The organism is Ideonella sp. WA131b, assembly GCA_023657425.1.
Lineage (GTDB): Bacteria > Pseudomonadota > Gammaproteobacteria > Burkholderiales > Burkholderiaceae_C > Rubrivivax.
In genome coordinates this window covers 927369-948436 of the sequence record JAGTJW010000002.1, presented here as the reverse complement: position 1 = coordinate 948436, position 21068 = coordinate 927369, and the positions used below count along the sequence as shown (strand labels likewise).

The 21068-nt window shown below is 70.1% G+C and carries 15 protein-coding genes; 9 read left to right on the top strand and 6 right to left on the bottom strand.

Annotated features, from left to right (window positions below):
• Positions 1-123: 123 nt before the first annotated feature.
• The 4 genes from KA711_14440 (at position 124) to KA711_14425 (ending at position 4644) form a co-directional block, all read left to right on the top strand.
• Complete coding sequence (locus KA711_14440) at positions 124-1152, top strand: substrate-binding domain-containing protein (protein MCM0610167.1); 1029 nt, start codon at positions 124-126, stop codon at positions 1150-1152.
• A gap of 161 nt (positions 1153-1313) precedes the next feature.
• The gene (locus KA711_14435) at positions 1314-2702 is read left to right on the top strand and encodes a beta-glucosidase (GenBank protein MCM0610166.1); all 1389 of its coding nucleotides are present in this window, start codon (positions 1314-1316) and stop codon (positions 2700-2702) included.
• Between the two features lie 44 nt (positions 2703-2746).
• Positions 2747-3664: a glycoside hydrolase family 16 protein gene (locus tag KA711_14430; GenBank protein ID MCM0610165.1), complete on the top strand. Its 918-nt coding sequence runs from the start codon at positions 2747-2749 to the stop codon at positions 3662-3664.
• Between the two features lie 38 nt (positions 3665-3702).
• Positions 3703-4644: a glycosyl hydrolase gene (locus tag KA711_14425; protein MCM0610164.1), complete on the top strand. Its 942-nt coding sequence runs from the start codon at positions 3703-3705 to the stop codon at positions 4642-4644.
• Positions 4645-4689: 45 nt separating this feature from the next.
• Here KA711_14425 and KA711_14420 read toward each other — a convergent pair whose 3' ends face one another.
• The 5 genes from KA711_14420 to KA711_14400 all read right to left on the bottom strand — a co-directional run bounded on the left by KA711_14420 (position 4690) and on the right by KA711_14400 (position 13237).
• The gene (locus KA711_14420; GenBank protein MCM0610163.1) at positions 4690-6159 is read right to left on the bottom strand and encodes a potassium/proton antiporter; all 1470 of its coding nucleotides are present in this window, start codon (positions 6157-6159) and stop codon (positions 4690-4692) included.
• A gap of 162 nt (positions 6160-6321) precedes the next feature.
• Positions 6322-8673, bottom strand: a complete 2352-nt coding sequence (locus KA711_14415; protein MCM0610162.1) for an MFS transporter — start codon at positions 8671-8673, stop codon at positions 6322-6324.
• Between the two features lie 54 nt (positions 8674-8727).
• A complete protein-coding gene (locus KA711_14410) occupies positions 8728-10122 on the bottom strand; it encodes a glycoside hydrolase family 30 protein (GenBank protein ID MCM0610161.1) in 1395 nt (464 codons plus the stop codon).
• Complete coding sequence (locus KA711_14405; GenBank protein ID MCM0610160.1) at positions 10119-11867, bottom strand: hypothetical protein; 1749 nt, start codon at positions 11865-11867, stop codon at positions 10119-10121. The genes KA711_14410 and KA711_14405 overlap by 4 nt, the downstream gene beginning before the upstream one ends.
• A 14-nt stretch (positions 11868-11881) precedes the next feature.
• Entirely contained in the window at positions 11882-13237 is a 1356-nt protein-coding gene (locus tag KA711_14400) for a hypothetical protein (GenBank protein MCM0610159.1), read from the bottom strand.
• 309 nt (positions 13238-13546) lie between these two features.
• Between KA711_14400 and KA711_14395 the strand changes: the two genes are divergently transcribed.
• The 3 genes from KA711_14395 to KA711_14385 all read left to right on the top strand — a co-directional run bounded on the left by KA711_14395 (position 13547) and on the right by KA711_14385 (position 18359).
• Positions 13547-15808, top strand: coding sequence for a hypothetical protein (locus tag KA711_14395; protein ID MCM0610158.1), 2262 nt, complete (start codon positions 13547-13549; stop codon positions 15806-15808).
• 164 nt (positions 15809-15972) lie between these two features.
• Positions 15973-18057, top strand: a complete 2085-nt coding sequence (locus KA711_14390; GenBank protein ID MCM0610157.1) for a hypothetical protein — start codon at positions 15973-15975, stop codon at positions 18055-18057.
• A gap of 86 nt (positions 18058-18143) precedes the next feature.
• Positions 18144-18359, top strand: coding sequence for a hypothetical protein (locus KA711_14385; protein MCM0610156.1), 216 nt, complete (start codon positions 18144-18146; stop codon positions 18357-18359).
• A gap of 16 nt (positions 18360-18375) precedes the next feature.
• Here KA711_14385 and KA711_14380 read toward each other — a convergent pair whose 3' ends face one another.
• A complete protein-coding gene (locus tag KA711_14380) occupies positions 18376-19326 on the bottom strand; it encodes an inositol monophosphatase (protein ID MCM0610155.1) in 951 nt (316 codons plus the stop codon).
• A 137-nt stretch (positions 19327-19463) separates the two neighbouring features.
• Between KA711_14380 and KA711_14375 the strand changes: the two genes are divergently transcribed.
• Positions 19464-20249: an RNA methyltransferase gene (locus KA711_14375; GenBank protein MCM0610154.1), complete on the top strand. Its 786-nt coding sequence runs from the start codon at positions 19464-19466 to the stop codon at positions 20247-20249.
• Positions 20250-20272: 23 nt separating this feature from the next.
• Positions 20273-21064, top strand: coding sequence for a serine O-acetyltransferase (gene cysE / locus KA711_14370; protein ID MCM0610153.1), 792 nt, complete (start codon positions 20273-20275; stop codon positions 21062-21064).
• Positions 21065-21068: the final 4 nt, after the last annotated feature.

Sequence of the window (21068 nt, the reverse complement as noted above, 5' to 3'; positions counted from 1 at the left end):
CCTGCGCTCGCTGGCGGGAAGGCCCAGGGCCCGGCGTCGGGTGCCCCGTAGACTTCGTGCCGACAGGAGCTGGACACCGTGGCCGCAAAAGACCCCCCAAGCACCCGGCGCCGTCCGCGCCGCATGGCCGTGGCCGTGCCGGGCAAGGTGACGCTGGATCAGGTGGCCGCTGCGGCGGGTGTGTCGGCGGCCACCGTGTCGCGCATCCTCAACGGCACGGCCATCGTCAGCGACGACAAGCGCGCCGCGGTCGACGGGGCCATCGCGCGGCTGGGTTTCGTGCCCAACCCCGTCGCCCGCGGGCTGGCCGGAGGGCGCACCCTGAGCATCGGCGTCGTCACCCAGGCGATTGACAGTCCCTTCTACGGCGGCGCGCTGCGCGGCATCGAGGACACACTGAGCGCCGTCGGCTACAGCCCGCTGTTCGTCAGTGGAAAATGGAGCGCCGCGAACGAGGCGCGCTGCATCGAGACCCTGCGTTCGCGTCGCGTCGACGGCATCATCGTGCTGACCGGCCGGTTGTCCGATGCCGCGCTGGCCGCCACCGCGCGCGAGCTGCCGGTGGTCGTCACGGGGCGCACCCTCAAGGCGCCGGGTCTGGCGGCGCTGGACTTCGACAACTTCGAGGGTGCGCGGCTCGCCACGCACCATCTGCTGACGCTGGGCCACCGGCGCATTGCCTTCATCTCCGGCGACCTGAAGCACCCTGACGGCAAGGAGCGGCTGCGCGGCTACCGCTCAGCGCTGTCGGCGGCCGGTGTTCGGCCGGACCCGGCGATGGAGCTTCCGGGCAACTTCACCGAGGCCAGCGGCCTGGCGGCGGTGGAGCGGCTGATCGACAGCCGCGAGGCGTTCACGGCCCTCTTCGCCGCCAACGACCAGATGGCCTTCGGTGCGTCGCTGGCGCTGTATCGGCGGCGGCTGCGCGTGCCCGATGATGTCTCGCTCGTGGGCTTCGACGACCTGTCGAGCTCCTTGTACTCGGTGCCACCCCTGACCACCGTGCACCACCCTGTGCACGAGCTCGGCCAGCTCGCCGCGCAGGCCATGCTCCAGCTGCTGGCCGGGGAGACGCCGACGCTGGCACTGCCTGCGCCCCGACTGGTTGTGCGCGAGAGCACCCGCGAGTGCAGCGGGCAGCGCCGCCGCTGAGGCCGCGCGTGATGCGGGCACTTCGCCGTTGGCGATAACCCGCTGTTGACAGGCTGCACGCCGGCCGCGACACTCTGAAAGCGCTTTCATAACTCCCTGCGCGGAGGGGCGTTGGCGGCTTGCCGCCGCTTCCGCCCCGGCCTTCCCGCCGTGTCTGTGCCATGAACCCACCGCCCGTGCTGCACCCGAGCCACCCTTTCGTCTCCGATTTCGTCTGGGGCGTGGCCACCAGTTCGTTCCAGATCGAGGGCGCGGCGCAGGCCGACGGCAAGGGGGAGTCGATCTGGGACCGCTTCTGCCGCCAAGTCGGCGCCATCGCCGATGGCAGCAGCGGCGACGTGGCCTGCGACCACTATCACCGGCTGGAGTCCGACCTCGGGCTGATCGCCGGGCTCGGCGTGGACGCCTACCGCTTTTCCGTGAGCTGGCCGCGCGTTCAGCCCGACGGGCAGGGCGCCTTCAACGAGGCGGGCCTGGCCTTCTACGAGCGGCTGGTCGACGGCCTGCTGGCGCGCGGCATCAAGCCCTACCTCACGCTCAACCACTGGGACCTGCCGCAGGCCCTGCAGGAGCGCGGCGGCTGGGCCGACCGCGACACCGTGCACCGCTTCGTGGTCTATGCGCGCCACCTGGCCGAACGGCTGGGCGACCGGGTCGTCGCCATCACCACCCACAACGAACCCTGGGTGATGGCCGTGTTGGGCCACGAGAGTGGCATCTTCGCGCCCGGCATCCGCCACCGCGGCACCGCGATGCAGGTGGCGCACCATCTGCTGCTCAGCCACGGGCTGGCGCTGCGCGCGCTGCGCGCCGACGGCTGCCGCGCCCGCCTGGGCATCGTGCTCAACCTCTCGCCCATCGGCCCGGCCACGGACAGCCCCGAGGACAGGGCCGCCGCGCGGCTTGAAGACGGCCGCAGTGTGCGCTGGTACATGGACCCGCTGTTCCGCGGCGAGTACCCGGCCGACGTCTGGCAGCACCTGGGCGGTGACGTGCCGGCCGTGCACGACGGCGACCTGGCCGTCATCGCCACGCCGATGGACTTCCTGGGCATCAACTACTACACCCGCGGCGTCGTCAGCGCCAGCGGCGCCTGGAGCGCGCAGCACAGCGGCAAGCCGCTCACCGACATGGGCTGGGAGATCGTGCCCGAAGGTCTGACCGAGCTGCTGCTGCGCCTGCACCGCGACTGGACGGTGCCGCCGCTGTACGTGATGGAAAACGGCGCCGCCTTTCAGGACACGCTGACCGCCACGCCCGAGGGACCGCGCGTGCACGACGCCGACCGGCGGGACTACATCGCGCGGCACATCGCGGCCGTAGGCGATGCTGCCGCCCAGGGCGTGCCGATGGCCGGCTTCATGGTCTGGAGCCTGATGGACAACTTCGAGTGGGCCAGTGGCTACGCCAAGCGCTTCGGCATCGTGCACGTCGACTACGCCACGCTGGCGCGCACGCCCAAGGACAGCTACCTCTGGTACCGCGACTTCCTGCGCCAGCAGCACGCCCGCCGCCATTGCGAGCCTGAGGCCCTGGCCGCCGTGGCCTGAGCGCCGCGCTGGCCGACTGCGCCTCAACGCCCCGCGAGACGACCGTGAACGACACGCAACGCCCTGGCTGGACGCTCGTGTGGAACGACGAGTTCGACGGCCCCACCCTCGACCGCGGCAAGTGGGACTTCGACCTCGGCAACGGCTTCTACGACTACCGCGTGCACCAGTGGGTGCCGGGCTGGGGCAACGAGGAGCTGCAGTACTACACCGGCGACCCCGAGAACGTGCAGCTGCGCGACAGCTGCCTGCACATCCGCGCCGTGAAGGCGCCGCTGCACGGCTGCGGCTACACCTCGGCCCGGCTCAAGACCAAGGCGCGCGACGGCCGCGTGCTGTTCGCCAAGCTGTACGGCCGCATCGAGGCGCGCGCCCGTGTGCCCTGGGGCAAGGGCCTGTGGCCGGCGATCTGGATGCTGCCGGTGGACGACCGCTACGGCGGCTGGGCCGCCAGCGGCGAGATCGACCTGATGGAGATCGTCGGCGAGCAGCCGCACGAGGTGCTCAACAGCCTGCACTTCGGCTCCTCGTACCCGCGACGTTCGCTCATCACCACCACGCACCGGCTGCCCGGGGGCAGTTCGGTGTCGGACTGGCACACCTATGCCGTGGAGTGGGAGCCCGGCGAGGTGCGCTTTTTCGTCGACGAGGTGCAGACCTGCACCTACCGCCACTGGTGGAGCTGCAGCCGCCTGGACGGCGGGCAGGGCGTCGAGGCGGCGTCGGATGCCGAGCTCAACCCCTGGCCGGCGCCCTTCGACCAGCCCTTCTACCTGCTGATGAACGTGGCCGTGGGCGGCAACTTCCCCGGCCACCCCAGCGAGCACACCCGCTTCCCGGCCGAGCTGGTGGTGGACTGGGTGCGTGTGTACGACAAGGTCGGCGGTTACGGCGAGCCCGCCCCACGTGGCCCGGGCGTGATGCCCTGGGAGCCCGGGCACCTGGCCGAGCGGCGCCTGTAGGGCGCCACCTCGCCACCGACGACCCCCCCGGAGACGCCATGAGCAAGCCCTTGAACCGCCCGGATGCACCGTCCCACGGCAGCGGCGTTGCGGCCTTCGTGCCCGGCGCGCCGCCTGCCGTGGTGGCGCCGCCGCCGCTGCCGCCTGCCGAGCGCGCCCGGCTCGACGAGGCCTTCCGCGCCACGCTGGCGCGCGGCGTCCACGGCCTGTGCTTCAGTCCCTACCTCGAGGGCCAGCAGCCGGGCTCGCAGGTGAGCGAGGCGCAGATCCGCGAGCGGCTGGCCATCTGCCGCCCGCACACCCGCTGGGTGCGGAGTTTCTCGTGCACCGACGGCCACGAGCAGACGCCGCGCATCGCCCACGAGATGGGCCTGAAGACGCTGGTGGGCGCCTGGCTCGGCATCGACGCCGAGATCAACGCGCGCGAGCTCGAGGGCGTGATCGCCGTGGCGCGTGCCGGCCACGCCGACATCGTGGCCGTGGGCAACGAGGTGCTGCTGCGCGGCGACCTCACCGAGGACGAGCTGATCGAGCGCATCGAGCACGTCAAGCGCGCGCTGCCGGGCGTGCCGGTGGGCTATGTCGACGCCTACTTCCTGTTCGAGAAGCACCCGCGTGTCACCGCTGTGTGCGACGTGGTGATGACCAACTGCTACCCGTTCTGGGAGGGCTGCCCGCGCGAGCAGGCGCTGCCCTACCTGCAGCAGATGCTCGCCACGACACGGGCGGCCGCAGCGGGCAAACGCGTGCTCATCAGCGAGACCGGCTGGCCCGACCAGGGCAGCGCTTTCCACGGCGCCGTGCCCGGCCACGAGGCGGCCATGCAGACCTTCGTCGACACCGCCGCCTGGGCCGAGCGCGAAGGCATCGAATGGTTCCACTTCGCCGCCTTTGACGAGGCCTGGAAGGTGGGCGCCGAGGGCGACGTCGGCGCTTTCTGGGGCCTGTGGGACAAGGACGCGCGGCCGAAATTCACCTGAGGGTCTGAGCCCCGCCGAGCCGGAAGGCCGCCACCGAGCGCCGGCTCAACCGGGATCTTGTTCGGGGGCGTGGTAAAGCAGCAGGCCCACTTGGGCCACGCGCTTGCCGTCCATGTCGCGCACGGCAAAGTGTGCGTGGCCCCAGTCGATGCCGTCGCCGGCCACGGCAGGGCGCTTGAGTTCGCGCGCGATCCAGTCGGCCACCGCCCCGTCGTAGCCCGGGTCGGGCAGGCCGTAGAAGCTGCAGATGTCGCGCACGGGTGCGCGGGCGTCGAGTGCGAAGTCGCCGAACACCACGCGCACGGCGGGTTCGTCCTGTGCGTCGGGCAGGTTGACGTTGAACAGGCGCGCCGCCCAGACCATCGTCGAGCCCTGCAGCACCAGCGAGGCCAGCACCACCACGAAGGCCACGTCGAACAGCACCCGCGCCTGCGGCACGGCCAGCATCATCGGGATGAGCGCCAGCACCACCGGCACCGCGCCGCGCAGCCCCACCCAGGAGATGAAGCCGATCTCCTGCCACGAGAAGCGCAGGGGCTTCAGGCACAGCGCCACCGCCAGCGGCCGCGCCACGAACATCAGTGCGAGTGCCACGGCCAGCATCGGCAGCCAGTGGTCGAGCAGCCGGCTGGGCGTGACCAGCAGGCCCAGCAGCAGGAACAGCATCGCCTGCGCCAGCCAGGCGAAGCCGTCCATGCCGGCCAGCGCGCGCTCCACCACCGCGCTGGCGCGGTGCGCCACCACCAGACCGAAGAGATACACCGCCAGGAAGCCCGAGCCGCCGAGCCAGCCCGCGCCCCCGAACACGCCGATCCCGGCGGCCAGCAGCAGCAGGGCGGTCAGACCCTCGGCCGCGCCGCCCAGCGGCAGGCGGTTCAGCAGGGCGCCGGCACCCATGCCCCCGAGCAGGCCGATGAGCGTGCCCAGCACGGCCTGCTGGCCGAAGGTCCACAGCATGGCGCCTGCCGTGGCGTCCTCGGGTCGGATCAGCGCTGCCGACAGCGTGAGCACCAGGAACACGGCCATCGGGTCGTTGAGGCCGGACTCGATCTCCAGCGTCGACGACAGGCGTTCGCTCACGCGCAGGCCCGAGCTCTTGAGCAGTGCGAACACCGCCGCCGCGTCGGTGGAGCCGACGATGGCACCGGCCAGCAGCCCCAGCAGCGGCGGCAGCCCGAAGGCCAGGCACACGGCCACCCCGGTGAGCGCCGCGGTGACGAGCACGCCCACGGTGGCCAGCCAGGAGGCTGGCTTCAGGCCGGTGCGGAAGGTGGACAGGCGCGTGCGCAGGCCGCCGTCCAGCAGGATCACGCCGAGCGCCGCGCTGCCCACCCACAGCGAGATCGTCACGTCGTTGTAGACGATGCCGCCCGGGCCATCCTCGCCGGCCAGCATGCCCATGACCAGGAACACGAGCAGGAAGGACAGCCCGGCACGCGCCGAATACAGCCCCGCGAGCACGCTGACGAACACCAGCAGGCCCGCGACGCCGATGGCCAGGTTCATCAGATCCATCGTGGCTCCCCTCCCTCGACGCCGCGGCCGGCGCACCGGCGCGCACGGCCGGCGGCGGCAGGAAGCGCTGGGCGGCCATGGACGGCGTTGAGCGGCGGAGGCAGTCGTTGCATGCCGAGGATTGTCGGCGGCAGCTCCCGCACGCTGTGCGGGGCAGGGGATTCAGCCCAGGTGCTTGGGCCGCTCGTCCTGGTCCCACAGCCCCCACTGCGTGCCCACCACGCCCTCTTGCTGGCGCTTCCAGGGCTCGTCGAAGGACGCGAAGTGGAACAGCTTCACGCCCTCACGCCGCGCCCACTGCTGCACGTCGACGAAGTAGCGCATGGCGTTCTCGGGCGAGGGCACGGCGGGGCCGACGGCCTCGCCGCCGTCGGGCCAGCCGGTCTCGGCCACGATCACCGGCTTGTCGCCACCGGCGGCCTGCACCAGCGCGAGCATGCGCCGCAGGTAGTGCGGCGCCCAGGCGACGTCGGCGCCCTCCCAGAACGGGTAGCAGTTGGGCAGCAGCACGTCGCAGGCCTCGGCCAGCGCCGGGCGCTCGAGGAACAGGTGGTAGGCGTCGACGCAGCCCACGCGCACGCCGTCGGGCACAGCCGCCTTCACGCGGGCGATCAGCGCCAGCAGCTCGGCCTCGGGCAGATCGCCGCGCAGCAGCACCTCGTTGCCCACCACGGCCACGTCCACGAGGCCTGCCTGGGCCAGCGTGACGAGGCCGTGGATCTCGCGCTCGTTGCGCTCGCGGTCGGCGCTGATCCAGGCGCCGACCATCGTCTTCAGGCCGTGCTCGCGCGCCACCGCGGGGATGAGCTCGTGGCCCTCGGTGCAGGCAAAGGAGCGCAGCCAGCGCGTGTGCGGAGCCACCAGCGCCACGCGGCGGCGCACCTGCGAAGGTGCCAGCACGTCGCCGGCCTTCTGACCCGGCCCGTAGGCGCTGTAGCACAGGCCGTACAGGCGCTCGGCGCGCTGCTGCTTGAAGAGGGCTTGCACCTCGGCGGCACCGAGGCCGGCCAGGGCCGAGCGCTGTGCGACGGGCAGCTCCAAGCCATGGTCGGCCAGCCAGGTGCGTGCGCCCGAGCCCTGCGACGAAGCCGCCGTCGCGCGCTGCCGGCGCCGCTCAAGCTCGGCATGCACCTCGGTGGCGCGGGCCTCGTCGAGGTCGTAGCTGCGCATGATCCACATCGCCAGCAGCGTGCCGAAGATGGGCACACCGCTGTAGAAGAGGCGCAGGCCATCCACGGCGCCCGCGGGCTGCATGGGCGCGCCCGGCGTGAAGGCGACGAAGGCCATGATGGCACCGCTGAGCAGCCCGGCCACCGCAAAGCCCAGCTTCACCATCCACCAGTAGATGGCGCCGAAGATGCCCTCGCGTCGCTTGCCCGTGGCGAGCTCGTCGAGGTCGCACACATCGGCCGTCATGCTCATCATGATCGTGAACAGCCCGCCGATGCCGAAGCTGAAGAAGGGCAGCGCCAGCATGAACATCCAGGGCTTGCCGGGCACCATCAGCAACCACAGCAGCACATAGCCCAGGATGGAGACGCCCTGCGACAGCATGAAGGCCGTCTTCTTGCCGAAGCGCCTGGACATCCAGGCCACCGTGGGAATGACGGCGAAGGTGGTGATCAGCGCGCCGATGCTGCCGAACAGCGTCGGCCAGATGCCGGCTGCCGCCGTGTCGCCGTTGAACAGGTGGTAGACGACGATGAAGAACGAAAACGCTGCCACCGTGTTGAAGGCGTTGAAGATCAGGAAGGTGGCGCCGCAGAGCTTGCGGAAGGGCGCGCAGGCAAAGGCCTCCTTGAAGCCATCCAGCAGCTCCTGGAAGCCGCGGCCGATGTTGGCCAGGGTCAGCGGCACCAGGTGGGTGTCATCCCGGGTCGAACGACTGGGCAGGAAGATCGCCGGCACCATGGCCAGCAGCATGCAGGCCACGCCCACCCACACCGACAGCGTGCGCGTGGCGGTGTCGGCATTGGGGAACCAGGCCGGGTCGTACATCACCACCCAGAACCAGGGCGCGATGACCCAGGCCCACTGGCCGATCCATTGCGCCACGGCCATGATGCTGGTGCGTTCATGGAAGTCGTCGCTCATCTCGTAGCCCATGGCCACGTACGGGATGCTGAAGACCGTGAGGCCCGTGAAGAACACCAGCGACCAGAACAGGAAGTAGGCGAAGTTGTAGGCCAGCCCGTCTTCGCGATACAGCTGCCACATCATCACGAAGGCCACGCCCAGCATGATGGCGCCGATGAACACGTACTGCCGCCGCCGCCCCCAGCGCGAGCGCGTGTTGTCGGAGATGAAGCCCATGATCGGGTCGAGCACCGCGTCGTAGGCCCGGGGCAGGAAGAAGAGGATGCCCCACATCCAGGTGGGGAAGCCCATGTCCTGCACCAGCACGACCATGAAGATGCCCAGGGCGGCCGGGAACATCTGGTTGGCCAGCATGCCCAGCCCGAAGGCCACCTTGTGCCGGAACGGAACCTTGTGCGTCGTGGCGGTGGTGGACATGGACGGCTTTCGGTGGGGGTCAGTCGGTCGGGCTCGCCGAGGCGGGCCAGCCGTTCATCGCGCGGCGCCGCGCCAGTAGGTGGCGATGGCATGGGCCGGCAGGTCGGCGGCATGTGCCACGCCGTCGATCGCCAGCGAGAAGGCCAGGTCGTGCTCGCTGCGGTTGAGCACCACCAGCGCCAGGCTGCCGTCGGGGTTGGCGAAGGCGGTGCACTCCAGCGCCTCGCGCGTGGCCGCGGCCAGCACGCGCTCGGCGCCCGGGCGCACGTAGCGCGCGAAGTGGCCCAGCGCCGCGAACGAGCTCTGCGCGTGCAGGCCGTCTTCGGCCGGCACGGCCAGCATCGGTGCGCTGCAGAAATTGCCCACATGGTTGGGGCCGCCCTGCTCGTCGAGCAGCAGGTTCCAGTCGATCCAGCCCACCGTCCAACGGTTGAGGTCGTTGATCATGGAGCGCGCGTAACGCTCGGCCAGCTCCCAGCGCCCCCAGTGCGGGCCGCCTTCCTGGCAGCCCTCGGTGAACAGCAGCTGCTTGTCGGGCCAGGCGTCGTGCACCAGCTGCACGTGGTCGAAGTGGTCTTCCAGGTACCAGTGGAAGCCGGTGCCCCACACGTACCGGGCGGCCTCGGGGTCGCCGTAGATGACGCTGGCGCGCTCGACCATGGCGTCGCGGTTGTGGTCCCACACCACGATGCGCACGTGGCCCAGGCCGGCTGCGTGCAGCGCCGGGCCGAGGTGGTCGCGCACGAAGTCGCGCTCCTGCTCGGCGCTGTAGCGGCAGGAGTCCCAGCGCTGCGTGGCCTCGGGCTCGTTCTGCACGGACACACCCCACACGGGCACGCCCTCGGACTCGTAGGCGCGGATGAAGCGCACGAAGCACTGCGCCCAGGCATCGCGGCACGCCGGGCGCAGCGTGCCGCCCTCGTTCATGCGGCCGGTGTCCTTCATCCAGGCCGGCGGGCTCCAGGGCGACACCAGCAGCTGCAGCGGCCGGCCGGCCATGCGCTGCGCGGCCTGGATCATCGGCAGCAGGGCCTGGCGGTCGCGCTCGATGCTGAAGCCCTCGAGTGCGAAGTCGCCGTCGCGCTCGACGTGGGCGTAGTTGCCCAGGGCGAAGTCGCAGCTGTTCATGTGCACGCGGCACAGCGTGTAGCCGTGGCCGTGCTGGGGGCAGAAGTACTCGCGCAGCAGCCGCTCGCGCTGTGCCGGCGACAGCTTCAGCCAGGTGGTGGCCGCGGCCTCGGTGAAGGCGCCGCCGAAGCCCAGCACGCGCTGGAAGCGGCGCGTGCTGTCGACCCACAGGCGCGCCGGTGCGCTGGCGTGGGCCGGCGGCTCGGCGGCCGGAGGCAGCGCCGCCTGCGGCGCCAGGCGCAGCGTCTGGCCATGGCGTGCGTCGCGCGCGCTCAGCACCCAGTGCAGCGGTGCTGGTGCGGCGGCGGGCTTGCCGGTCATCGTGTCCAGCGCAGGTTGTCGATGCGAACCAGCGGCAGACCGGTGAGGTTCAACGGCTTGTCGGTGAAGCTGAAGCGGTCGGCGACGATGAAGCGGAAGTTCACGTAGCGCAGGTCGAGCTTGGGATTCGCCGCCACGAAGGCCGAGATCGGGATCGACACCTCGCACCAGCTGTTGCTGTTGCAGTAGCCGTACTGGCCGGGCGCGATCTGCAGGAAGGCCTCCTGGATGTCGCGGTCCTCGGTGTCGGTGCTGATGCCGACCTCGATCTTGCCCGGGTAGCCGTCGCTGCGCACCTGGAAGCTCAGCTGTCCGCCCGCGAAGTTGCTCAGGTTGGCCAGCACGCCGGTGCCGGAGTACTGGAACAGACCCCAGCCGAAGTTGGCCGGATTGGGCGTGATCTCGAAGTGCACGCCGCCGTCCGGCGAAGCCGGCCCGGCGCTGCTGTCGCGGTAGCCGGTGGCCACGAACGGGTCCCATCGCAAGCCGGTGGCGCGCTCCTCGCCCGGCACGGCGGTGTCGGCGAACAGCGTGTAGCGGCTGGCCGTCACGGGCGCGGCCAGTGTCGGCGGCACCCACTTCACCGCGTCGGCGAGCGTGTAGCTGCCGGGCTCGCAGGCCCAGGTCACGCCGCAGGTGCCCAGCGACTGCACGGTGTAACGCGCCTGGCGCTGCGCGTTGAACAGGCCCCAGCCGTCGTCGCCCTGCTTCCAGGGCTCGTCGAAGGCCTGGAAGAAGAAGATCGCCTTCGGCCCTTGCTTGTCGAGCCGGCCTTGCTGCGCCCACACCTGCAGCGCGTCAAAGTACATCTTCTGGTTGACCGGGTGGGCGCGGAAAGCCAGGCTCGGGCCGCCGTTGGTGTCGACCGCGGCCCAGCCCGTCTCGCCGATGACCATCGGGATATTGCCCAGGCCCAGCTTGGCCAGGCCCGCGCGCGCGTCCTCGAACTGCTTCTTGGCCTCGGCCATGGTGGCGTCGATCATGGCCTTGGCACGTTGTGCTTCGGGCACGGACTTCTGCCGCCAGTCGTACTTGGTGGGGTCGTAGAAGGTGTCGAGGAAAGGGTAGACGTGCACGGCCGCGAAGTCGATGGTCTCGGCCACCTCGCGGGGAACCTTCGACCACATCAGCCAGTTGTCGTTGGTCGTGACCGGCTGGCTGACTGCGGCGCGCACTTTGCGGAGGTACGAGGCGATGACCGCCGGCTCCATGCGGTTGGCCGACCACTCCACCAGCTTCTCGTTGCCGACGCTGACCGCCACGACGATCTGGGGGTACGCGTTGGCCAGCTGGATGCAGGCGTTGAGCTCGGCCTGGTTCTCGGCCTCGGCGGCAGGGGTGCTGGCCGGATTGGGGAATGCGCCGAGCTGCACCTTCAGGTCGAGGTTGTTGTCGCGGATCACCTTCAGCACCGTCTCTGCGAAGGCCCGGCTGCTGAACAGCCGGATGGTGCCGATGCCGGTGGCCTGGATCAGGCGCAGGTCCTCCAGCACATGGGCCGGCGTGATGACCTCGTTGGCGAGGTCGGCGGGCCCGCTCGATGTGCGGTACGGCGAGTAATTGATCGCGGCGCGTGTCAGCAGCGCCTGGGGCAGCTCGCGCCGTTCGGCGCTCTGCGATACGGCGCTGGGCGTATAGCCGCCGCCGCCGCAGGCCGACAGCCCGGCGGCGAGGGCCACCACGAAGGCGCAGGCCAGGGTTCGGCGGGTGCTGCCGGGCAGCTTGGGGAGCCGGTTGGACATCATGGGGAACCTCGGTCTCAGAACGTGTAGTTCGCTTCGAGCGACAACCAGTTGCCACGGCTGGCAACGCGGGAGTCGACGTTCGAGAAGGCGTCGTGCGCGGGCATGCTCAGCGGGGCCAGTCCCTTGCTGCGGTACCACACCCCGTTCAATGACCCCGAAACGCTGAGCCCGCTGCCCAGGTCGTACCTGGCGCCCAGGCTGGCAAAGGTGGCCGAGTTGCTTTGACCGCGCTCGCTGGGATTGGCGGTGGACGCACGGCCCAGGAGTGTGAGACCGCTGTAGGCCACCAGCTTGGGGCTGACGTACTTGCGCAAGCCGAGCATGAAGTCTGTGGACCTTGCCGAGTAGCCGGGGTTGCGAACGCCCTTCGCGTCCACGCCGTTCCAGTCGACGTTGAAGGCGTTGCTCCACTGCGCCTGCGAGCCCGCGGTCAGTGCCACGGCGTAGGCGCCGCTCCAGCGGTTGAAACGCAGGCCGCCGGAGAGCTCGTAGGCGGTGCCGATCTGGAACTTCGCCAGCAGCATGAAGATGCCCTGGCTGTTGCCGCCGAGCTGGCCATCGTCGCGCTCGGGGAAGGGTGTCAGGCCGGTGAAGCCTGCCTTGGCGAAGGCCCCGGCCGCGCCATTGCGGGCCGACTGGGCGACGGCCTCCACCAGCAGGGGCCCGCGGCCCCACAGCGCCCAGAGTTCGTACAGCTCAGGCTTGTTGCGCTTGAAGTTCGTATCGCCCTGGTCGTAGGTGAGTTCAAGCACCAGGTTGCCCTCGGCGACGAAGAGCTCGCGCGAGGTGTAGCGCACGGCATGGGTGAGGATGCCGTAGGCGGCGCCCGAGTCGCTGAAGGCGGTCTGCCCGACGTCAGAGGCATAGGGGAAGTCCGCCCGGTTCCAGCTGCGCGACGGGAAGTTGCCGATCGCGAGCGTGCCGTAGAACTCGTGCGACAGCGTCGCGCTGCGCTCGTAGACCACACCGGGCAGGTCGGGCTCGCCGTCGCGCAGGCGTTGCGAGTACGCGGCCGACAGCTTGAAGCCCTTGGGCAGATCGAACTTCAGGCCCAGCGTGGGCTGGAACTGCACGCTGTCGGTCGTGAGCCCGCCATAGCGCTTGCCGAAGACGACGTCGTCGGCCCAAAGAAAGTGGCGGTTGGCGTCGGGCTCGCGCTGGCAGCCTTCGCATCCGTTGCTGACGCGGCTGACGCTGGCTTTGGCGAAGCCGGTCAGGCTGAAGGGGCCCCACTCCAGAGCCAGCGCGGCCTGGCCGTAGACCAGCCCGGAGACGCACAGCGCCAGCGACACCAGCCGGCGGGCCGATCGCCGCGGTGGCTCAGCAGAGTGGGCCTGGAGACCCAATGGACGAGAGGGGGTGTGCTGCATGGCTCGGGCCGTCTGGGGCTGGGTGGGGTTGCGTTGAAAGCGCTTTCACAGAATACGGTCCGCGGCGCGTCCGCGTCAACGCGCGGTGGCTGCGTGTTTACCCTCGCGCAGCCCGGATCGGCCACGCCCCACCTGACGCGTGCGGGTAAACGCGAGATCAGGATGAAAGCGCTTTCACAAACAATCGTCGCGCAGAACGTGTCTGTGCCCACAGGGGATGCTGATATGACGGCTTGCAACGCCCGCCTCGACACCCGAGCGGCGGCTTCGGCCCTCTGGGCCCTCCGGTTCTGGCGGGCAGCGAGCGCGATGCTGGTTCTCGCCGCCGTCGCGATGGCGGCGCTGCCGGCCGAGGCCCAGCCTGTGAAGCTGGGCGAGGGCGCTTATCTCCTCTCCCCCAAGCCGGGTGACAAGCCTGTACCCCGCGCGCCGTTTCGCACCGAGGCCATGCTGAAGCGGGCGGCGCCGACCAACCAGTGGTACTCGACGCTGGCTTTCAGCGACAAGCCCGAGGCCGTGTTCGTGCAGCCGATCACCGTCAAGGCCACGCCGGCCGGGCTGGAGTTCGCGCTGCCGTCCAAGGAGGCGGTCGCGACCGTGCGGCAGGACGTGGAGATCCGCTATCCCCACCGCGACCCGTTGATCATCAGCCCGGTGGCCTTCGAGCCCGGCCGGGCGCTGCTGGCCAACGCCGACGATTGGTCGATCGACATTTCGATGGCCCGTGGCGCCGACGATCTGCTCACCACGGTGGCCCGCGGCCACCCGTTCGCGTCGCTGCGCGTCACGCGTGGCGACCTGCGCGTGCGGCTGCCGGCTGCCGGCCAGCGCCTGCATGCTGGCGCCGACCCGCGCGTTTTGGCACTCCAGGTGGGCACCAAGACCTATGCGCTGTTCGGGCCCACGGGCGTGGCCTGGGAGGCGGTGTCGCCGACCGAGTGGCTGGCGCGGCTGCCGGCCGGCAAGGGCTACCTGTCGGTGGCGGCACTTCCCGACAACAAGGCCGAGACGCTGGCGCTGTTCACGCGCCATGCCTACGCCTTCATCACGCGCACGCGCGTCGAGTGGCGCTACGACGAGGCCGCCAGCCGCGTCGACACCACTTTCACGGCCACGACGCAGGTGATGGAAGGCGCCGACAACGGCCCTTTGCTGGGCCTTTACCCGCACCACTGGTTCCGCAACGCCGCGGTGGAGGGCCGGCTCGGGCTGGCGTTCAACACCGTGCGCGGTCCGCTGCGCCTGCTGGCGGCGCCGCAGTTCACCGTCAGCACCCGCTACAACGGCTTCGTGCCGTTCTGGCCGGCGATCACGGGATCACCCCGCCAGGCGCAGCTCGAAGACGTGATGGACAAGGACTTCGCCACCGCCGGCCGCGAGCTGCAGCGCCAGGGCCGCAGCGCCTACTGGGCGGGCAAGGGCCTGCTGCGCACGATGAAGCTGGCCGAGCGTTTCGAGCAGCAGGGCGACCTCGCCCGCCGCGACCGGCTGCTCGACATGACGAAGAAGCGCATGGAAGAGTGGCTCGGCGGCGACAGCAGCCGCGGCTACGTGCAGCGCGACGAGGCCATGGGCCTGGTGTCGATCTACCCCGACGAGTTCTTCGCCGTGGCCGAGATCAACGACCACCACTTCTGGTACGGCTACTGGATCCGCACCGCCGCAGAGCTGGCGCTGCGCGACCCGGCCTGGATGGCGCGCGACCGCTGGGGCGGGATGATCGAGCTGCTGATCGCCGACATCGCCACCGCCGAGCGCGGCCGCGCGGACTTTCCGTTCCTGCGCAACTGGGACCCCTACGAGTCCCACACCTGGGCCAACGGCATTGGGGTGGGCGAGTTCGGCAACAACAACGAGTCGTCCTCCGAGTCGATCAACGCCTGGATCGGCCTGATCCTCTGGGGCGAGATCACCGGCAACCAGGCGCTGCGCGACCTGGGCGTCTACCTCTACACGAGCGAGATCGAGGCCATCAACCACTACTGGTTCGACATCCACGGCCTGGTGTTCGCGCCCGAGTACAGGAACGCCGAGGTCAGCCTGCTGTTCGGCGGCATGTACCAGCACAACACCTGGTGGACCGACGACCCGCGCCAGATCAAGGGCATCAACCTGCTGCCGGTGACGACGGCCCACACCTACCTCGGGCGCGACCCGGCCTTCGTCAGGCGCAGCCAGGCCACACTGCCGGCCGAGACCGCGCTGTGGAACCGCATCGCCAGGAAGCCCAACCCGCCGCCGCCCCGCGACATCTGGCAGGACATCTTCGCCAAGTACCTGGCGCTGGCCGACCCCGAGGAGGCGCTGAAGACCTGGGACCGCTGGGGCTCGGTGGAGATCGGCGCGTCGCGCAGCTTTGCGCTGAGCTTCATGCTCGGGCTGCAGGACAAGGGCTTGCCGGACTTCGGCATCACCGCCGACACGCCGCTGCACGCGGTGTTCCGGCGCGCCGACGGCCGCCGCACCTATCTGGCGTTCAACGCCCGCAAGGCGCCGCTGGAGGTGCGCTTCAGCGACGGCCAGCGGCTCACCGTGCCACCGGGGCAACTCGCCCGCATCAGCCTGCCCTGAAGCCGTGCCGACCCCGACGCCCGGCCCGGCCTACGGGAAAGCGAGGAGGTCGACACCCTTGTCAACGACGCCTCCTCATCACCATACTCATGAAAGCGCTTTCAGAGCCTTCGCTCATCCATGCCTCGGAGTCCGCGGACTCCACCACCCGAGGACAGCCTGCCATGACCACCCCCCAGCCCCGCCCTCCTCTGGCCGCCCTGGCGGTGGCGCTCGCGCTCTCGCTGGCCGCCTGCGGCGGCGGCGGCGGCGAGGCACCGCCTGATCAGCCCGGCAGCGTCGTCACACCGGCCGCACCCGTGGTGACGATCACCAACAACGTGAGCGCCGAGACGGCCACCGGGCCGATCACATTCACGTTTTCGTTCAACCGCGACGTGGGAACCTCGTTCACGGCCGACGACGTGGCTGTCATCGGGGGCGCCAAGGGCGCCTTCACGCGGCTGTCGGGAACGAGCGCCACGCTGGTGGTGACGCCCAACGCGGCCAGCACGGGCACCGTGCAGATCACGGTGGCGGCCAACAATGTCAGCGATGCCACCGGGGCCGGCAACGCCGCCGTGTCGGCGAGCAAGGCCTTCAACACCGTGCCACCGCCGCCGCCCACCAGTGGCACCGTGGTGCTCGCGAACTTCGACACAGTGTCCCCCAGCGCGGTGGGTTTCGAGGGCGCCGAGGGCAGCTCCGTCACAGCCGGCCCGGCGGGCGGCGGCTCGGGCAACAGCTTCAGGGTGTTGCGCTCGGGCGGCCAGGTGTATGCGCTGGGCATCATCGAGACTTTGGTGCCGGTGACGGCGTCGCGCAAGACCATCACCGCCCAGGTGCACTCGCCCTTGGCAGGCATTCCGATGGTGATGAAGATCGAAGGTCCGAACGGTGCCAATTCCGGCGACGTGCAGGCCAACGAGACCGTCGTCGTGGGCTGGCAGACGCTCAGCTGGACCTTCTCCGGCGTGAACCCCGCGCTCACCTTCAACAAGGTCGTGCTGCTGCCGCGCCTGGGCACGGTCGATGCGCCGCCGGGGCAGTCGTATTTCTTTGATGCCATCTCGCTCATCGAGAACCCAGCGCCACCGGCGGCTGCCGGCACCGTGCTCGCCAACTTCGACACCATCCTGCCGACGGTGGCGGGATTCGAGGGCGCCGAAGGCAGCAATGTCACGGCCGGTCCGGCGGGCGGCGGCTCAGGCAACAGCTTCAGGGTGTTGCGCTCGGGTGGCCAGGTCTATGCGCTGGGCATCATCGAGACTTTGGTGCCGCTGACGGCGACGCGCCGCACCATCACCGCCCAGGTGCACTCGCCCCTGGCGGGGATCCCGATGGTGATGAAGATCGAAGGCCCGAACGGCGCAAACTCTGGCGACGTGCAGGCCAACGAAGCGGTCGTGGTGGGCTGGCAGACCCTGAGCTGGACCTTCTCCGGCGTCGACCCGGCGCTGACCTTCAACAAGATCGTGTTGCTGCCGCGCCTGGGCACCGTCGACGCGCCCCCGGGTCAGTCCTACTTCTTCGATGCGGTCACGCTCCTGGCAGCGCCGACGAGCGGCGGCGGGCCGTTGACCTTCTCCACAGGCTTCGCCACCGGCAACCGCACGATCGAAGGCGGCGAGTTCGGCGGCTTCAGCGGCAGCAACTTCGACGGCTTCAATTGCAACGGGCAGCCCATCAACTGCGGCGGCGGCGGCGAGTTCTCACCGACCAAGACCGCGGCCGAGAGCTTCTTCTTCTACTACTACACGACGCCCAGCCCGGCCACGGCCATGTACATGGGCATCTTCGTGCAGGCGCCGGGAGTGACGGGCGGCTTCAGCAACACCGCGGACACCCCGGGCGTGCAGGTGGGTTCGCAGACCACGCTGCGCTTCAAGCTGGGCCAGAACCCGGAGTGGTTCGGCAGCACGACGAAGAACTTCATGATCGTGATGGACCTGGGCAAGCGCTACACGGCCGGTGGCGGCACCTGCCGGCTGCAGTTGCGCCGCGTGGTCACGCCCACCGCGCAGGCTGCCACCGACTACGCGATCCCGCTGAGCTCGTTTGCGCTGGTGCAGGACTGCGGCGGGGCGGCCACCACCGTGGCGCAGGCGCTGGCGGCTTCGCCGATCTCGCAGATCTCGTTCCAGGGCGTGGGCGGCGACAACGAGCTGTCGGACGGCGTGCGCACCAGCGGCGCCAACCGCAATGTGGCCACCGGTGAGGGCCGCTTCCCGACGACCATCGTGCTTCAAGGCGGCATCACGATCGACTGAAAGCTCTCCGCCTTGGCCCTGCACCGAAGCAGGCGCCTGCCCGCCAGCGGCCCCGCCTACCCGGGGCCGCTGCGCACAATCGCCGAATGACGGTGTTCTACTGGGTGATGGGCGCGCTGATCATCGGCACCTTGGCGCCGGCTGTCCTGGACCGGGTGCTCTACGTCCTCACCGGCGAGCCGGCTTGCGACCGGCGGGCGCGCGCGTTCTGGGCCGCCTCACGGGTGTTCGCGCTTCTGGGCTTCAACATCCTGGTCTGGGGCCACGTGTTCCACGGACTTTGGTGGATGGGGTTCGGTTGAAGGCAGCCGCCGACGCTCACATCGGGGCGTCGTCGCCGGCAGGCGCGGCACGGCGGACGCGCACCGGGGTCTTGCTGGTGGGCGCCACCGCCTCAGACTGCAGCACGGCATCGGCATTGGGGGGCGCAGGTCTGCGTCCCGGCACGGCGGGCTCGTCCTTGATCACGCGCGTGTAAGGCGCCAGGATGCTGACGAGTTGACCGAAGACTTTGGGGTTGCCGGCCACCACCTCGCGTTGGTGCAGGTAGTCGCTCTCGCCGGTGAAGTTGCCGATCAGGCCGCCAGCCTCCGTGATCATCAGCGATCCCGCGGCCATGTCCCAGGGGTTCAGTCCCATCTCGAAGAAGCCGTCGTAGCAGCCGGCGGCCACATAGCAGAGGTCCAGTGCCGCAGCCCCCGGGCGGCGCAGCCCGGCGCAGGACTGCATCACCTCCTCGAACATCTTCACATAACGTTTGAAATTGTCGCCACGGCGGAAGGGGAAGCCCGTGCCCACGAGGGCGTCCGAGAGGCGGGTGCGCTTGCTCACCCGCAGACGCCGATCGTTGAGGAAGGCGCCGCGGCCCTTGCTGGCGATGAAGAGATCATTTCGCGTCGGGTCGTACACCACCGCCTGCTGCACCTGGCCGCGCACGGCCAGCGCGATGCTGACCGCATAGACCGGGAAGCCGTGCAGGAAGTTGGTCGTGCCATCCAGCGGGTCGATGATCCAGACGTACTCGCTGTCGCGCGCGCCGTGCTCGCGGCCGCTCTCCTCGGCCAGGATGCCGTGGCCCGGATAGGCCTCCAGCAGCGTCTCGATGATGGCGGCCTCGGCGTTGCGGTCGACCTCCGAGACGAAGTCGTTGGGCCCCTTGCTGCCGACCTTGAGCACTTCCAGGTCAAGCGCGGCGCGGTTGATGATGGAACCCGCGGTGCGAGCCGCCTTGACGGCGATGTTGAGCATGGGGTGCAGTGACTGCGTCATGGCGGGCTGGGGTGGCAACGGTTGGAAAAGATCGCGCGGCAGGGCCAGGGGCCCGCAAGACGGCCGAATAATCGGCCGTTCTGATCCGCGAAAACCCTTGATTCTATGCGCCCACTCCCAGCCCGGCCGTGCGGTCGATGAGCGCCGCCGTCGACTCCACCCGCTTCGTGCTCGTGCGCCCCAGCCATGCCGGCAACGTCGGCGCGGCGGCCCGTGCGCTCAAGACGATGGGCTTTTCCGAACTGGTGCTGGTGGCGCCACGCCAGCCCGGACTGCACAGGCTTGATGAGGCCGTGGCGTTGGCCAGTGGGGCCACCGACGTGCTCGACGCCGTGCGCGAGGTGCCCACGCTGGCCGAGGCGCTCCACGGAGTGACGCACGCCTGTGCCACGGCGATGACGCCGCGCGACTTCGGCCCCCCGACCGTGGCGCCGCGCGAGCACCTGGCGGCGCTGGTGGCGCAGCAGCTGGCAGGCCTGCGCGTGGGCTTCGTGTTCGGTCGCGAGCGCCACGGTCTGGCCAACGACGACGTCTGGCGTTGCCATGTCTGCCTGAGCATCCCGGCCAACCCGGCCTACGGCTCACTCAACCTGGCGCAGGCCGTGCAGCTGGTGGCCTACGAATGGCGCCAGGCCCTGGGCGGCTACGCCGTCGTGCCGGCCCGGCCGGCGTTGCGCCGCAGCGCGGTGGCTGACGTGGCCGCCGTGCAGGCCACGCTCGCGCACTGGCAGGGGGCGCTCGTGCGCATCGGCTTCCTGGATCCCGCGGCACCGAAGAAGCTGCTGCCGCGGCTGAACCAGCTGCTCAACCGCGCGCAGCCCACGGCTGACGAGCTGCACCTGCTGCGCGGCATCGCACGAGCCGTCGAAGCCGCCGCCGACGGCCTGCCACGGCCCGCTGACGGACGGCCGAAGCAGGGTTGAGCGCCGCTGGCTACACTGGCCGCATGTTCGAACGCCTTCGCGAAGACATCGCCTGCATCCTCGAACGCGACCCCGCCGCGCGTTCGAGCTGGGAGGTGCTGAGCTGCTATCCAGGGCTGCATGCGCTGGTGATGCACCGCTGGGCGCACGCCTTGTGGCGGCGTGGCCTGCGCTGGCCGGCGCGCTTCGTGTCGCACATCTCGCGCTGGCTCACCGGCATCGAGATCCACCCCGGCGCAACCATGGGCCGCCGCGTCTTCATCGACCACGGCATGGGCTTGGTCATCGGCGAGACCGCCGAGGTCGGCGACGAGTGCACGCTGTATCACGGCGTCACGCTGGGAGGCACGTCGCTCGACAAGGGTGCCAAGCGGCACCCGACGCTGGGTCGCGGTGTCATCGTCAGCGCCGGTGCCAAGGTGCTGGGTGGCTTCACGGTCGGCGACGGCGCGCGCGTCGGTTCCAACGCGGTGCTTTTGCAGCCGGTGCCGGCAGGCGCCACGGCGGTGGGCATCCCGGCGCGCATCGTCGCCCGCCCTGCCGACGCCGAACGCGATGCCGAACGCCAGAGCCTGGCTGTCAAGAGGGGCTTTTCCGCTTACGGGCTGACCCAGGGCGACGATCCGCTGGCGCAAGCCTTGAAGGGCCTGATCGACAGCGCCGGCAGCCAGGAGCAACAGATCGCGCTGCTGTGGCAGGCCATCGAGAAGCTCTCTTCGCGCTCGCGCGAGCTGCCCGTGGCCGACTGTGTGCCACAAGAGGCAAGAACCGAAGCTGCCTTCGATGCCGAGCGCCTGAACCAGCTTGTCAAGTAGGCGC